This is a genomic window from Corynebacterium canis (genome assembly GCF_030408595.1).
GTDB classification, from domain to species: domain Bacteria; phylum Actinomycetota; class Actinomycetes; order Mycobacteriales; family Mycobacteriaceae; genus Corynebacterium; species Corynebacterium canis.
Genome location: NZ_CP047080.1, coordinates 2,710,154 through 2,725,298, shown reverse-complemented (window position 1 = coordinate 2,725,298; position 15,145 = coordinate 2,710,154). Strand labels below are relative to the sequence as shown.

Below are 15,145 nucleotides of genomic sequence, written 5' to 3'. Positions count from 1 at the left end.
ACGGCCGAGGCTGGGGAGTCGGGGCGTCGATACGCAGAACAGGAGACCGCGCAATGACAGAACAACCGTTCGGTGGGCAGAGCCCGTTCCAACAACCGCAGCAGGCGTGGCAGCAGCCGGTGCCCGCGATGGCGAACACGGACGTGGAGCGGCTGGAACAGGCCAACGTGCAGCAGGGGCAGAAGCAGCTTAATCGCGCCGGGGTCCTCGTGCTCTCAATTTCCACCGCTGTACTGGTAATTCTTGTGGTGCTGGGGCTGATGATTTGGTTCTGGGGAAGCGGCGAGGCGCTGCGCTTATTCGACGATCCGGCGCTTAATGAATACCTCAACAGCCGGCAATAGCTTGCACACGAACTCGGTGACTGCTAAAAACGGATTTAGCACTCGCTATATCCGAGTGCCAATCAAACGCTGGAGCGGGTGAGGGTGGTACTTCACTCACACGCCACCCCTGCCGTCGCGGGCGCCCGCTTCAACAGACGTGAGTGTCGTCCTATATAACAAGGAGCACAAACAGATATGGCAAAGATCATCGCATTCGATGAGGAAGCACGCCGAGGCCTAGAAAAGGGCCTGAACACCTTGGCCGACGCAGTCAAGGTGACGCTTGGTCCGAAGGGCCGGAACGTTGTTCTGGAAAAGTCCTGGGGCGCCCCAACAATCACCAACGACGGTGTTTCTATCGCTCGCGAGATCGAGCTCGAGGACCCGTACGAAAAGATTGGCGCTGAGCTGGTCAAGGAAGTGGCCAAGAAGACCGACGACGTCGCTGGCGACGGCACCACCACCGCCACCGTCCTCGCACAGGCGCTCGTACGTGAGGGCCTGCGCAACGTGGCCGCCGGTTCGAACCCCATGGGCATCAAGCGCGGCATCGAGCAGGCGGTGGCCAAGGTTACCGCCCAGCTGCTGGATTCCGCCAAGGAAATCGAGACCGAGGAAGAAATCGCCGCCACCGCCGGCATTTCCGCCGGTGATCCCGCGATCGGTGCCAAGATTGCCGAGGCAATGTACGCCGTGGGCAATGGCAACCTGAACAAAGAATCCGTGATCACCGTCGAAGAATCGAACACCTTTGGCGTGGAGCTCGAGGTTACCGAGGGTATGCGCTTCGATAAGGGCTACATCTCCGGCTACTTCGCCACCGACATGGAGCGCCAGGAAGCCGTTTTGGAGGATCCGTATATCCTGCTGGTTTCCGCCAAGATCTCTAATATTAAGGAATTGCTGCCGCTGCTGGAGAAGGTCATGCAGACCGGCAAGCCGCTGCTGATCATCGCCGAGGATGTTGAGGGCGAAGCGCTTTCCACCCTCGTGGTAAACAAGATTCGCGGCACCTTTAAGTCCGTGGCCGTGAAGGCGCCGGGCTTTGGCGATCGCCGCAAGGCACAGCTGCAGGACATGGCTATCCTGACCGGTGGCCAGGTCATTTCCGAAGAGGTCGGGCTGTCCCTGGAGACCGCCGACCTGCCGCTGCTGGGCCGCGCGCGCAAGGTGGTGATCACCAAGGACGAAACCACCATCGTGGAAGGTGCCGGTGACCCGCAGCAGATCGAAGGCCGCGTGAACCAGATCCGCGCCGAGATCGAGAACTCCGATTCCGAGTACGACCGTGAGAAGCTGCAAGAGCGCCTGGCCAAGCTTGCCGGTGGCGTTGCAGTGATCAAGGTCGGCGCTGCCACCGAGGTGGAGCTGAAGGAGCGCAAGCACCGCATTGAAGACGCCGTGCGTAACGCCAAGGCTGCCGTCGAAGAAGGCATCGTCGCAGGTGGTGGCGTGGCCCTGTTGCAGGCCGCCCACGTGCTGGATGGTGACCTGGACCTGCACGGTGACGAGGCTACCGGTGTGAAGATCGTGCGTACCGCGCTGTCCGCGCCGCTGAAGCAGATCGCAGTGAACGCCGGCTACGAGGCTGGCGTGGTGGCCGATAAGGTTGCCTCCCTGCCCGCTGGTGAAGGCCTGAACGCTGCTACCGGCGAGTATGTGGACCTGATGGCCGCCGGTATCAACGATCCGGTGAAGGTGACCCGCTCTGCGCTGCAGAACGCCGCTTCCATCGCCGCGCTCTTCCTCACCACCGAGGTTGTTGTGGCGGACAAGCCGCAGCCTGCTGGTGCCGCGCCTGGCGCCGATGAAATGGGTGGCATGGGCGGCTTCTAAGCCTGGTTAGCCCCTCCTACCTTATAAGCCCCTTAGGGTGCCGCAAACACGCTGTGTAAGGCACCCCTAAGGGGCTTGTTTGCGTGCGCGCTAGCTGCCAGTTTGGAGGATCTGAAAGTGTACAGCAATATTAAAAGGAATAACTACGAAATAGCGGTGGTATAGGAGAAAAATAGGCTATAGATAGGCAGGCGGGCTGGGAGGCTGCGTCACACGTGCAGGTTTGCTAGGCGGAGATCGGGCCTAAACGGATTGCAGCTCGCGCGCTTTTCCCCCGAAAAGGGGTAAATTAGGGGGAATTTCTTTGGGATTTTTCAGCGATTTCGTTCTTTGTTCTCGCAGCTGGCGCTATATCGTGACCATAGTTGGCGGTGTTACCTTTCCTTGATGGAAATCTTGCCTAGATTTAATTTAAGGGGGCCTAGCGGCAAAAACGTGCAGCTCAGGTAAGCTAGGTGGGGTAAAGGTTTTGGTGGGGAAGTGATGCCGCTCACGGTTTTTGGGTGGTGCGATTCAGTGTCGTACAGGTTGACGTGAGTAGCGAGGGGCGTTTAGATTATTGGCAGACGTCCTGAGGGCGTCAGCAACTGGAAACTTACCAGCATCCATATTGCTGGTCCCTCTCTAGGAGATAACTATGGATATCAAGGCAATTGGCACCGCTCTGGGCGACTTCTCTGACCTCGTTGAGCACGTGAACGGCTTCTTCAAGCACCTCGTTCCGGCCTACGGTGAGCTCAACGGTCTGTCCGCAGCTCTGCTGTTCGGCTCCCTGTAAGCCCAGCTTCCAATCCAAACCTTCATCTCTTTCCTTATCAGGAGTAAATAATGTTCTCTGACTACGTTGTTCTTTCCCTCGACAACTCCTTCATCAAGTTCTTCTTCAACTACATCGATGACTTGGGCGCTATCGCTGGCCACATCTCCAAGCTGATCGGCCTGGTCAAGTAGTCGAAGCTTAAGCCTGAGCTTTTTGTAACCCCGCTGGATCGGATTTCCGGTGGGGTTTTTGCATGCCCTTTTCCGGTACGGTTGCGGGCAATTTCATGTCGCGTCTAGCTTCAGAAAGCTGCCCGATGAAACTTTCCAAAGAGTAGAATCACAGGTATGGCTGACAATACCGAGACCGAGCTCCCTGTAGTCGATTTGGCTGCGACCCAAGGCTACATAGTTGATGATTCTGACGAAGATGATCCGGTACTGATCCAACCTGATGGCACACCTGTAGAAACGTGGCGCGAAAACTATCCCTATGAAAAGCGGATGTCCCGCGCGGAATATGAACACACAAAGCGTGCACTTCAGATTGAGCTGCTGAAGTGGCAGAACTGGACCAAGGATACCGGTCAGCGTCACATCATCTTGTTTGAAGGGCGGGATGCCGCAGGCAAAGGCGGCACGATTAAACGCTTCAACGAACACCTGAATCCGCGCGGTGCGCGCACCGTGGCGCTAGAAAAACCCTCGCCGCGGGAATCAACATCTTGGTATTTTCAGCGATACATCGAGCATTTCCCGTGCGCCGGAGAAATCGTCTTTTTCGACAGGTCTTGGTACAACCGTTCGGGCGTTGAACGGGTTATGGGCTTCTGCACCGAATCGCAACACGCGGAATTCCTGCGCGAGGTACCCATGCTGGAGAACATGATCATGGGTTCCAATATTTCGCTGACAAAGTTCTGGTTCTCGGTCACCCAGAAGGAACAACGGACGCGCTTTGCTATCCGCCAAGTGGACCCGGTGCGGCAGTGGAAACTATCTCCGATGGACCTCGCTTCCCTGGACAAATGGGACGACTACACGCGGGCCAAGGAAGAACAATTCCGCTACACGGATACCGATGAATCCCCGTGGATCACCATTAAATCCAACGATAAGAAGCGCGCCCGCATCAATGCTATGCGATTCGTGCTGAGCAAGTTCGAGTACACCGGCAAGGATCATGAGCTTGTCGGCGAGCCCGATCCGAAGATCGTATTGCGCGGCCGCGATCAGATCGGCGACTAGCCGCTGTTCCGCAGCCGGACCCGCCCTTCCCACGAATGTGGGGAGGGCTCTTTTTCGCCCACATCCAAGATTTGTCGTGTACCGCTTTGATGGGGAACGTGCTAGGCGCTGGGGTTGGCTGCCGGGTTGCGTGGCGGGGCCGTCGTTAAGCAAACTGCGGACTGGGGGCAAGGGTCGGCGGCACGTTGCGCGGCGGGTTGCTGAGATTTGGATAGGTTGTGCAAGCGGTATACCTCTTGCGCTACAGGGCTGCAATGTGAATGTTTCGCCGTTCCCCCGAGCGGGTAGTTTCGTTCATATGATAGATCAATAAACACAGGCGAAGGGGTGTTTGGTTTGGGAAATTTCGATCGGTAGCGCGCTATAAATCTGTGATATTTCAAAAGTGTTTGCGGGCAAGGGACCCTAGAAACGGGGGGTCGGCTTTCTGTAATTACCCCCAGAAGGTGGCAAATGTGATAACAGAAAGATAAAGGCGTTTCAAAGGTCTTGCAATGTGTAATTGTTAGCGGGAGCATGGAGTCAACCGCTTAGTTCGGGCGGGACTCTACGATGCAGAAAGGAACGGGACGATGTTTGATTGCTATTACCCCTTCTCCTGGGCGTTTGGCTCTTGGTTCTGGGATGATTGGTTCTTCTGGTGGGACGACTGCTGGTTCTGGGACTGATTGATTGAACCACCTGCCCTCGGGTAATAAATGCCCCCGGTTGCGCTTTGCTTGACGGGGGCTTTTTCCAGGTTTTCTACGTTGATAGACGTTGTTGGTGACGCTAACGCGAATACCCACAAAATTGGGGCAGCGAATAGTGTGCGGGGCTTGGCATTTTCTGTCAAAATGAGAATTGACCGGCTTTTCTCAGGCTGGTTAAGCATTAACGAAAGGTGCTCGATATGATTTCTTGGTTTGACTGGGCTCTGTATGCTCTTTCTTGGGACCTCGGCTCCATCGGCTGGGGCTGGTTCCCGCCTCTGTGGGTCTGGTTCTAATTAAGAATCCGATCCATCCTCATAGCTGAGGAATACCTAGCCAGCTCCTAAAAACTGGCTAAACCGCGGTATAGATCTATACATTCAAAAGCGTTTGCTGGGTGACGATCCGGCAAGCGCTTTTCGTTTTTTTGCGAAGCGTTGAGCCCATTCGGGGGTGACGGGCTCGCACGGGGTTGCTTGGCGACGGTCGGGGGCGGTTAGTGGCGGCGCGCCCAGTGAACGACGCGGGCAGGCCCTGTCGAATCTGCCTCGGCGCGCAGAACCATTGGCCGATTCCGGCCCCCAAAACGCTTCACCACCGATAGGTTGTGCGCAACCACCCCAGCGGCAATTGGTTGTGCGCAACCACCCGTGGCGCCCGTGCTGCGCCCGCCCGCGCCGCGACTAGTTGTGCGCCACCGCCGACCTGGTACTCGTCTTTCTATTCTTCATTGGGGCCCCTAACGAAGAAATTCCGGACGAATCTTGGCCAAAAACGCTGTGTAGAATTTCGCGACCTTGGTAACACTCTGTGCCATCACCTTGGTAACAATCTGTATCATCACCTTGGTAACAACCAGTAGCATTACCTTGGTAACGCGCGAGCGGGTAGTTAATCCTCTAGTTCAGCAGCGGCGGTGGGGTGTTGTTGTAGCCATTGCTGCTGTCGTTTGAGAAACCACGGCGGGGCCTCGTGGAGGTACGCGCCGATGATTTTCCAAAGGGGTACGGTGGCGCCGATCGGTTCGCCGAGCACGTTTAGTGGCAGTGGGATTCGCAGGACCATGACGCCGTCGACGGAACCGAATAGCGCGTATTCATCGTCGGTGTGAACGACGTAGTAGTGCTTATCGGTAAGCCGTTTGGGGATATTGATGTAGTACCCCGCGAGCGCGAAACGTGGTCTGGACGAGGGTTTGATGTACAGCATTGCTGGATCTTGGTCGAGGCCATCTGCAGCGCTGGGGGACTCGCTCGAACGGGCTTGCCGGTATTTTTCAATCTCTGCAGTCAATTGCTCCTGGGTGATGGGCTCGCCGCTACTAGGGCGGTGTTCGATGCTGTCCCAGGCCTGTTTCGGGGTCATACCCCCGAGTGCTTGATGCCTCCGCTTGTTGTTGTAGTACTCCCGGTATTCACTGAGCAATTCCTTCAATTTGGCCTCAGTACTGGGCTTGTGCGCATCAAGGAACTTCACCAAGGTTTGATGGGAGCGTTCGTTTTTGCCTTGGGTTTGGGGATGATCCGCCCGGCCAGTAATGGCCTCACAGCCCTTGACGGCAAGAAACCGATGCAGCGCAGTGATCCGGCCCCGGCGAATCTGATTAAACGCGCCACCATTATCGCTCAGCAATTGGCGCGGTACCCCATAGACACGGATCGCGTTAACTACACAGTTCAACGCATCTGCCCCATTTTCCGGCTTGGTGCCATACGTAGTACCCACATCAAATCGGGTTGCATCATCGATGAGCTGGTAAATCGTGATCACAGTGCCCGCCGGAGTAGCGAGCCGATAGGAAAACGCATCCAGCTGCCACAACTCCATGGCACAGGATCGCTCGAAGCGCACTATCGATGAGCGAGGCCGCTTCCGGGGATTCTTCGCGACCACACCCGCAGCAGCCAGAATCCGAGCAATCGTCGACACCGAAGGAATCGGCTGCACCACATTCGGCTGATCAATCAACGCATACCAAATGGATCGCGGCCCATTATCCCAACCAAATTGGCCAAGCCGTTCCCGCATCGCAAGCACCATCGACACCGTAGCCTCATCATAGGTAGTTGCAGGCTTATGTGGCGCACTCGACCGCGGATGCAGCGCCCTAAATCCTTCCTGCTCAAAACGCTTTTTGATCGCATAGTACGTTTTCCGGCTAATGCCATGAACCGCACAAAACTCCGTAATGCTCATGCCGTTCGCGGCACACGGATCAAATTCAACAATTAAACGCCGCACATTCGGCGAAAGAGGACGAACCATGCACTTAATTGAAAACGAACACCACCAAAATCGTTTCCACGGTCATGAGACTCGTTGCATCCAAGGCCATGAGACAGACTGTTACCAAGGACATGAGACAGGTTGTCACCAAGGTGATGAAACAGGTTGTTACCAAGGTCCTGAGAGATGACAGGCCAAAAACGCTGCAAATCGTCTTTTTATTCTTCGTTGACCACCCTAATGAAGAAATTCCGGACGATCGCAGGTCAACGGCTGCACACAACCTATTAGGGCAAGCTGTTGGCAAGGCCGCGAAGCACGGACAAGATTGAACTTTCTCGAACCAACCCCCTTCACCGGATCTGCCTCAGGCAGATCCGACACGGCAAGTTCGGCTTCCTGCGGAAATACCGTCCCGAGCGCCCCGGCGTGTCGAATCTGCCTGAGCGCGGGACTCAGCGCAGAGCTCGGCGGCCGCTTCACCCACTCCAAATCACACCGCCGATGGGTTGCTCACAACCTATCCGGGGCTAGGCCCCAGCCCAGACACACCCAGCCCAGACACACCCAGCCCAAACACACCCCCAACACCCCCAAGCCGCACCTAACCCCGCCCCGCCGGTTCGATGGGGTTCCCCAGCCATGAGGTGTGCTCCGGAACTCGGTCGCCACGCATCACCAGGGAGCGCGGGCCGATGGTGGCGGCGCGTCCGATAAGCGACGCAGGTAGGGCGACGGAGTGGGCGCCGAGGGTGGAACCGTCGTCGAGGGTGACGGTGTCTAGGCTCATTACGCGGTCTTGGAAGAGGTGCGTTTGCACCACGCATCCGGGCCCTACGGTCGCGCCGCGGCCGATCTTGCAGAGGTCAGCTTCCGGCAGCCAGTAGCTTTCCACCCAGGCGCCCGCGCCGACAGAAGCGCCGAGCGCGCGGAGGAACCAATTGAGCGCCCCGGTGCCTAGATTGTGGTTGCTAAACCAGGGCGCGGCCAGCCCTTCCACAAAGGAATCTTGCAGTTCATTGAGCCAAACGAAGCGGCTCCATAAGGGGTGCTCACCTTGGCGGATTCGCCCAACGCAGCACCATTTCACGCAGGCGGTCAGGGCCGCCGCGATGGCCCCGGCGGCGATAAGCACGAAGCCGCTGAGCGCAAAGGCCACCGCCCAGCCGTGGTGTTGCGCCAGCCAGTACAGCACCGTGAGCACACCTACCGCGAGCGTTCCCGAGGCCGCCGGGGCTAGTAGCCGGAGGGTTTCGATCCCGCCGCGTGCGAGTTTGACGCTGAGGTTTGGCGCATAGGTGCGGGAGTCGCGGGCGTCGCAAAGCACTACGCGGCGGAGGCGTTCGGGCGGGCTACCCCACCAGTTGCTGCCGGTCTTCGCGCGTTTTGGGGTGAGCGAGAGTACGGCGATCAGGGATTCTTTCCCCAGCCTGCGCCCCGGCGTGAGGATCCCGGAATTGCCCAGGAAACTGCGTTTGCCCACCCGCGTCGGGGCGGTAAACAGCCAGCCGTGCCCGAGCGAATAGCCGCCTACGAGCGTGTCATCGGCGAGGAATGCGGCGTCGCGGACCTCCAGAAACGCGGGTATGGCGAGGGCGGTGGAGAGTTCCGCGTCCGCGCCGATCCGGGCGCCGAGCATGCGGAACCAAACGGGCGTGAGTTGGGCGGCGTAGAGGGGGAAGAGGTGGTGGCGGGCTTCGTCCATGAGGCGGACGATGGTCCATACGCGCCAGCCGGGGAAGGAGCGTACGGGGTGCACGCCGGGGGTGAGGCGGATGCTCAGCAGGCGCACCAGCACCAGCACGCACACCGCATAGAGGGCAACGGCGATAATAGCGCCGAGCGCGCCCGTGACCAGTAGGGATCGGGTCAGCCACCAGGCGGCCGCTAACCCAGCGCCGAAGGCCGCCACGGGCAGCAGGCCGATCAGCACGGCGGCCAGGGTATATAGCGCGGCCCAGGCGGGTCGGCGCGGCGGCATGGTGTCGGGGAAGCGGGAGTTCGTGCGGCCGATTTTCACGGCGGGGGAGCCTGCCCATCGCGTGCCGGCTTTGAGTTTCCCTTGCACGGTGGAGCCGGGTTCGATTTGTGCGTGCGCGCCTATGTTCGTTCCGGGCATGAGTACGCTGCGGGTGCCTATGCGCGCGCCGGTGCCCACGCGGATTTCGCCTACGTGGAGTATGTCGCCGTCGAGCCAGTACGTGGAAAGGTCTACTTCCGGTTCGATGGCACAGTAGTTTTCCAGGCGCAGCATCCCCGTTACGGGCGGCGGACTGTGCATATCGACGCCGCGACCTATGCGCGATCCGGTCAGCCTGCCGAACAGCGGCATTAGCGTGGACAATGCGGTGGATCGCGCGCCGGAGACATCCGCGACCCGTTCCGCAGCCCAGATCCGTAAGTGTACGCTGCCGCCGCGCGGGTAGCTGCCTGGTTTCACATTGTGCATAAGCAGCCGGATCGCGGCCGCCGCCAGCGGCAGCCTGCCAAAGGGGGTGAGGAATATCAGCACCGCGCTTATCACGAGCGGCAGCGGCGGGGCGGTGAGCGCGACGGTGGCGATCAGCAGCAGCCAGGTGACCCAGATCGCGCCGGACCAGGTCATGAGGAAGCATTGCGCGATCGTTTGCACGATGTGGGCGCGGCGCGGCACCGGATCGACCGTGCGTTCGGAGATTTGGGAGGCGGATTCCTCCGAAATGCGTTCCGCTAATGCGCCCAAACGGGGGTGGTCGTAAAGGTCGCGCACGGAAGTATTGGGGTACCGTTCGCGGATTTTTGCGATGGCCGTGGCGGCCGCCAGCGAGGTGCCGCCGAGGGAAAAGAAATCGGCGTGGATATCGGTGACCTCGACGCCTAGGACCGCCACCCAGATCTCCGCCAGCCAGTGCTGCGTCTCGTCCAGGCCCGTCGCGCTGACCTCAGCGTTTGGCAGCGGCCACGGCAGGGCCCGCTTGTCCACCTTCCCCGCCGTGGTCACGGGTAGTTCGTCCATGACGTGCAGGCGCGGCACCAGCGCGGCGGGCATCGCCGTGGCGAGCTCCTCGTATGCCTGTGCGGTGCTGAATTCTGTTTCGGGGTCTGTGAGGGAGAGGTAGCCCACCAGCATGGTGTTTCCGCCCTCGCTCGATTGTGCGACCACCGCCGCGCTGCGCACATTGGGCAGGGCCGCGACATGGGTTTCCACCTCGCCGAGTTCGATGCGTCGGCCGCCGATTTTCACCTGGTCATCCACGCGCCCCACGAAGTACAGGCCGTCCTCCTCGAGCCTGACGTGGTCCCCGGAGCGGTATGCGCGCGGCCAGCCGACCGAACGTAGGGGCGCAAAGCGTTCCGCCGTCTTCTCTCTGTCCAGGTAGCGCGCCATGCCGACGCCGCCGATCACCAGTTCGCCTGTTTCGCCGACCGCCACCGGCTCCCCGTGCGTATCGACGACCGCGAGGTCCCACCCGCGCAGCGGCAGCCCAATGGACACCGGTTGCCCGGCGTGCACCCGGGCGGCACACGCAACCACGGTGGTTTCCGTCGGGCCGTAGGTATTCCACACCTCTCGTTCCGGGGTGGCCACGCGGTCCACCAGCTCCGGCGGGCAGGCCTCGCCGCCAAAGATCAGCAGGCGCACCGCATCGAGGGCCTCCGCGGGCCACAGCCCGGCCAGGGTGGGGACGGTGGATACCACCGTGATATTGCGCCGGATCAGCCACGGGCCCAGGTCCATGCCGGAGCGCACCAACGAGCGCGGGGCGGGCACCAGGCAGGCCCCGTTCGCCCAGGCCAGCCACATTTCCTCGCAAGAGGCGTCGAAGGCCACCGATAATCCGGCGAGCACGCGGTCCTCGCAGCCGAGCGGGGCGTCCTGCAGGAAGAGTTCCCGTTCGGCGTCCACAAACGCGGCGGCGCTGCGGTGCGTCACCGCCACTCCCTTCGGGGTGCCCGTGGAGCCGGAGGTGAAAATGATCCAGGCATCGTCGGTGTGCCGCGGGCGGCGCCGATCCCCGCCGGGAGTGGTGCGCAATACCTCGATCCCGGTCGCCGAAATAATCGCATTGACGTTCGCCTCGGCGAACACCAGTGCGGCGCGCTCGTCGGGGTCGTCCACATCCACGGGAACATAGGCCGCTCCCGCGAGCAGCGTGGCCAGGATCGCCACATAGAGTTCCTTGGTGCCGGAAGGCATCCGGATCCCGATGCGATCGCCGCGGCGGATCCCCAAGGAATGCAATTCCGCCACGCGCTCGGTGGCGGCGTCCCACAATTCGGTATAGGTGAGGATACCGCCATCGTCGATGGCGGGGGCCTCCGGGAAGGCGGCCACCGTATCGCTCAAAATATCTATGAGCGTGCGTTTCTTCGGGGCCTCGTGGGAACGCAAAAACTGGGTTGGTATCTGCGATAACGCCATGCGAGCCTAAGCTTCCTCGGCGGCGAAAATCGCCTGCGCGAGCTTGCGCAATTGTTTCAATTGCTTCGGGGTGGATTCCTCAAGCGCCGCGTCCTCCGCCTGGGAGACCAGCACGGACAGCCGCTTCTGGGCATTCCGGCCCTTTTTCGTGGCCGCCACAATCTGGCGGCGCCGGTCCTTCGGATCGCGGGTACGTTTGCACCAACCGCGGGCCTCCAGGGCGTCGAGAAGCCGGACCATATCGGAAGCGTCCATGCCGAGGATGCTGCACAAGGTTGTTTGGCTGGCGGCGTCATCGGACGTCAAACAGGTGAGCACCCAATAACCGCGCAACGAGGTGTCATCCTTGGCGAGCACAGCTTCGACACGGTCGCGCGTACGTCGGCGCAGGCGCTCCAGCTGAAACGACGGGGAGGCCAGCAAATCCGACGGGATATCAAGCGAATGGGAACCCATGGCCCCAATCGTAGCCGCGAAACTCGGGGCAACCGAATTACTGGAGTTAACCCATGAATTAATCTATTTTTGCACTTGGAAAGGGGTAATAGAACCCAATGAGTGCCCCGATGGGCCGGCGTCGGACCGAGGGTCTTAGCGGCGGCGCCATCGAGGGGGAACCCAGCTACTCCGTGGGTAGGCCGGCGGCGATCCACGCCCCGGTCCCGCCCGTAACATTGATGGGGTCGAGGCCGCGGGCGATCAGGTATTCGCAAACCTGCGCGGAGCGGCCGCCGGCTTGGCAAATCACGTAAATATCCTGGTCGGCGTCTACCTCGGCGACGCGGCCGGGAAACTCGGACATCGGTATATTGCGGGCACCTGCGGCGTGGCCGGTGCTGAATTCGTCGGTTTCGCGGACGTCGATAAGCTGAACGCCGGAGGGGACTTCGGTGACGGAAACGGAACGCATGACGTAACTCACACTACTTTCCGTACCGGGCGACGGCTTCGTCATAAATGCGCTCGGCCTCGGCGCGGTCACCCCAGCCGGAACCGGTCACCTCTTTGTTCGGCTCGAGGTCCTTGTAGTGGACGAAGAAGTGTTCGATCTCATCGCGGAGGAACGCGGAAACGTCGGCGACGTCCTGGAAGTGCTCCCAGCGCGGGTCATCCAAAACGCACAACAGCTTGTCATCGCCGCCGGCCTCGTCCGTCATCTTGAACACGCCAACCGGGCGCGCCTTGACGATCACGCCGGGGAACACGGGCTCCGGCAGGATCACGAGGGCGTCCAGCGGATCGCCGTCCTCGCCGAGGGTGTGATCAATGAAACCGTAGTCGAGTGGGTAGGCCATAGGGGTAAACAGGTAGCGATCGAGGTACACTTTCCCGGATTCGTGGTCTACCTCGTACTTGTTGCGGGATCCCTTAGGGATTTCAATGGTGACTTCAATGCTCATATAGCGCACGTCCTTACAACTCAGAAAGGTTTTGGTTTCCCGACTATCCTAGCGCTGTCTACCCTGGGTGGAAATGTCGGGACCGATTGGAGAAAGCTAGCATGGCAGGATCAAAATGGTGGGCGGCCACAGTGGTGGTAGCAATGCTCGGCGTCGGTTCGGTCGCCGGATACGCCGGCTTTAAAGCCGCCGAGCAGAAAGCCATCCAACACGACCCACCAATAGCGATTCCCGTGGTGAAACAGGTTGTGCAGAAGGCCGACAACACCGGCGAACCGCCGAAAAACCTCGACGAGCTGCTGGGCGACCCCGCGCTTGGCGAGTTTGTGGGCAGGATCTCCAACGCTTCCACCGGGGAAACGCTGTGGAGCAAGGAGGACAACACGCCGGCGCGCCCGGCTTCAACGATGAAGGTGCTTACCGCGGCGGCCGCGTTGCTGAAATTGCCGCACGACCATAAGGTGCACACTAAACTCGTGCAGGAAAACGATTCTACGGTGGTGATCCAGGGCGGCGGGGACGTGCAGCTCGACGAGGAAGACCTGGATAAGCTTGCCGCGGCCGCCGGAAACGCGGACCAGGTGCTGGTGGATACCAGCGCGTGGAAGTGGGAGCCCATGCATCCGTCGTGGGACCCCGCCGATATCGGCGCCGGGTTTATCGCGCCCATGGAGCCCGTGATGCTTGAGCAAAGCCCGCGTTCCGCGACGCCCGGGCTGGACGTGGCTAAGGGCGTGGCGGATCGCATCGGCGCCACCAGCTTTGGGTATACCAGCGGCTCCGAGGGCAAGGAGCTGACCAGCATCGAATCCAAACCCCTGTTTGAACGGCTGCGCCATATGATGCTGGAGAGCGACAATGTGGTCGCCGAGTCCATCGGCCGCGAGGTGGCGCTGGCGGTGGATTCCTCCGGTGGCACCAACCCGCCGAGCGCCGTGACCAAGGTGCTCAAAGAAAACGGTATCGACCTCACGGGCGCCAAGGTGGAGGATTGCTCCGGCCTGTCCACGGACAACCTGCTCACCGCGAAAATCCTGGATAACATCATGTTAAAGGCCGTGACAAGCGACCAATTGCGCGACCTGATTTACACGCTCCCCGTGGCGGGCGGCACCGGCACCCTGAAAACCCGATTTAACGATACGGACGGCGAGGGCTGGGTGCGCGCGAAGACGGGCACGCTGACGGACACGTCGTCGTTAGCCGGAACCGTTACTTCGAAAGAAGGTGTGGTTTACACGTTCGCATTGATCTCTAATGGCTCCGAAGTGTTGGCCGCTCGCGCCGCCCTCGATGCCCTCACCACCGCGTTGCGATGACCGCGCCGTTTTGGCCCCGCGTCAGCCCCGCCTTCCTTCGCGTTCGCCTGGCTGTTCGACCATTTGCGGAGGGGCCGGTTCCGATCATCGGCCTTTCCGGCGGTCCGGATTCCGTCGCGCTTGTGGCCGCCGCCCGCGCCGAAGGGGCGCCTGCGCACGCCGTGATCATTGACCATGACCTGCAGAAACGCAGCGCCGAGGTCGCGCAACACGCCGCCGCTCTTGCCGCCCGCTGTGGTTGCCCCAGCACCATCGTGCGTATCGACGTCCCGACCGCCGACGAAGGCATGGAAGCCGCCGCCCGCCGCTCCCGGTACGCCGCCTTGGAAGAATTCGCCGCCGGGCGGGATATATGGGTGGGGCACACCATGGACGATCAGGCCGAAACCCTGCTGCTCAGCGCGCTGCGCGGCCGCGTGACCGGCATGCAATCGCGCCGGGGCAATATCGTGCGGCCCCTGCTGGGGGTGCGGCGGGCCGACACGGTCGCGGCGTGTGAGGAACTGGGGTTCGAATACTGGCGGGATCCGCATAATGAAGACACCCGTTTCCGCCGGGTGGCGCTGCGCAAACAGGTGTTGCCGGTGTTAAACGAAATCATCGGCGGAGATTGCGTTCCCGCCTTTGCGCAAGCCGCCGCTGACGCTGCGCTCGCACACTCGTTTGTGCAGGAGGGCATCGTGGTGGGAGACACCCTCGAAATTGCCGAATTGCAAGTTCACCCAGCGCGCCGCAGGCAACTCATCGCCGCGTGGTTACATCACCATAATGCGCAGGTGAAAGGCGACACCATCTCCGCTATCGAGCGCCTGGTCACGGACTGGCACGGCCAAGGCGAGGTATTAGTTGGTGCACAAGGCTTGGCTGTTCGGCGAAGAGGTGGCATTCTTTCAGTGTCTCATTCAACGCGTGACCGCTGATTTTTCGAAGGGTGCCC

The 15,145-nt window shown here is 60.6% G+C and carries 13 protein-coding genes; 8 read left to right on the top strand and 5 right to left on the bottom strand.

From position 1 onward, the window contains the following. Nucleotides 1-53 precede the first annotated feature (53 nt). The 5 genes from CCANI_RS12130 (at nucleotide 54) to ppk2 (ending at nucleotide 4,169) form a co-directional block, all read left to right on the top strand. Nucleotides 54-344, top strand: coding sequence for a hypothetical protein (locus tag CCANI_RS12130; RefSeq protein WP_146324635.1), 291 nt, complete (start codon nucleotides 54-56; stop codon nucleotides 342-344). Nucleotides 345-521: 177 nt separating this feature from the next. Further along, nucleotides 522-2,162, top strand: coding sequence for a chaperonin GroEL (gene groL / locus CCANI_RS12125; RefSeq protein ID WP_146324636.1), 1,641 nt, complete (start codon nucleotides 522-524; stop codon nucleotides 2,160-2,162). Nucleotides 2,163-2,799: 637 nt separating this feature from the next. After that, nucleotides 2,800-2,940: a hypothetical protein gene (locus CCANI_RS12120; protein WP_186750284.1), complete on the top strand. Its 141-nt coding sequence runs from the start codon at nucleotides 2,800-2,802 to the stop codon at nucleotides 2,938-2,940. Between the two features lie 50 nt (nucleotides 2,941-2,990). Continuing rightward, on the top strand, nucleotides 2,991-3,113 hold the full coding sequence (locus CCANI_RS12115; protein WP_281285000.1) for a hypothetical protein: 123 nt from the start codon (nucleotides 2,991-2,993) through the stop codon (nucleotides 3,111-3,113). 156 nt (nucleotides 3,114-3,269) lie between these two features. Then, a complete protein-coding gene (gene ppk2, locus CCANI_RS12110) occupies nucleotides 3,270-4,169 on the top strand; it encodes a polyphosphate kinase 2 (protein ID WP_146324637.1) in 900 nt (299 codons plus the stop codon). A 1,583-nt stretch (nucleotides 4,170-5,752) separates the two neighbouring features. Here the strand turns inward: ppk2 and CCANI_RS12105 are convergent. Next, on the bottom strand, nucleotides 5,753-7,126 hold the full coding sequence (locus tag CCANI_RS12105; RefSeq protein ID WP_290211282.1) for a helix-turn-helix domain-containing protein: 1,374 nt from the start codon (nucleotides 7,124-7,126) through the stop codon (nucleotides 5,753-5,755). 44 nt (nucleotides 7,127-7,170) lie between these two features. Here CCANI_RS12105 and CCANI_RS12100 point away from each other — a divergent pair, with 44 nt between their 5' ends. Further along, on the top strand, nucleotides 7,171-7,419 hold the full coding sequence (locus CCANI_RS12100) for a hypothetical protein (protein ID WP_146325322.1): 249 nt from the start codon (nucleotides 7,171-7,173) through the stop codon (nucleotides 7,417-7,419). 272 nt (nucleotides 7,420-7,691) lie between these two features. Here the strand turns inward: CCANI_RS12100 and CCANI_RS12095 are convergent, their stop codons facing one another. The 4 genes from CCANI_RS12095 to CCANI_RS12080 all read right to left on the bottom strand — a co-directional run bounded on the left by CCANI_RS12095 (nucleotide 7,692) and on the right by CCANI_RS12080 (nucleotide 12,889). After that, nucleotides 7,692-11,489: a Pls/PosA family non-ribosomal peptide synthetase gene (locus CCANI_RS12095; protein ID WP_146325321.1), complete on the bottom strand. Its 3,798-nt coding sequence runs from the start codon at nucleotides 11,487-11,489 to the stop codon at nucleotides 7,692-7,694. A 6-nt stretch (nucleotides 11,490-11,495) separates the two neighbouring features. After that, nucleotides 11,496-11,945 carry a MarR family winged helix-turn-helix transcriptional regulator gene (locus CCANI_RS12090; RefSeq protein ID WP_146325320.1) on the bottom strand — a complete coding sequence of 150 codons (450 nt, stop codon included), beginning with the start codon at nucleotides 11,943-11,945 and terminating at the stop codon, nucleotides 11,496-11,498. A 166-nt stretch (nucleotides 11,946-12,111) separates the two neighbouring features. Further along, the gene (locus CCANI_RS12085) at nucleotides 12,112-12,399 is read right to left on the bottom strand and encodes a rhodanese-like domain-containing protein (protein WP_146325327.1); all 288 of its coding nucleotides are present in this window, start codon (nucleotides 12,397-12,399) and stop codon (nucleotides 12,112-12,114) included. 13 nt (nucleotides 12,400-12,412) lie between these two features. Continuing rightward, a complete protein-coding gene (locus CCANI_RS12080) occupies nucleotides 12,413-12,889 on the bottom strand; it encodes an inorganic diphosphatase (protein ID WP_146325319.1) in 477 nt (158 codons plus the stop codon). Between the two features lie 101 nt (nucleotides 12,890-12,990). Here CCANI_RS12080 and dacB point away from each other — a divergent pair, with 101 nt between their 5' ends. Continuing rightward, nucleotides 12,991-14,208, top strand: a complete 1,218-nt coding sequence (dacB, locus tag CCANI_RS12075) for a D-alanyl-D-alanine carboxypeptidase/D-alanyl-D-alanine endopeptidase (RefSeq protein ID WP_146325318.1) — start codon at nucleotides 12,991-12,993, stop codon at nucleotides 14,206-14,208. Further along, entirely contained in the window at nucleotides 14,205-15,128 is a 924-nt protein-coding gene (gene tilS, locus CCANI_RS12070; RefSeq protein ID WP_146325317.1) for a tRNA lysidine(34) synthetase TilS, read from the top strand. The genes dacB and tilS overlap by 4 nt, the downstream gene beginning before the upstream one ends. Nucleotides 15,129-15,145 lie beyond the last annotated feature (17 nt).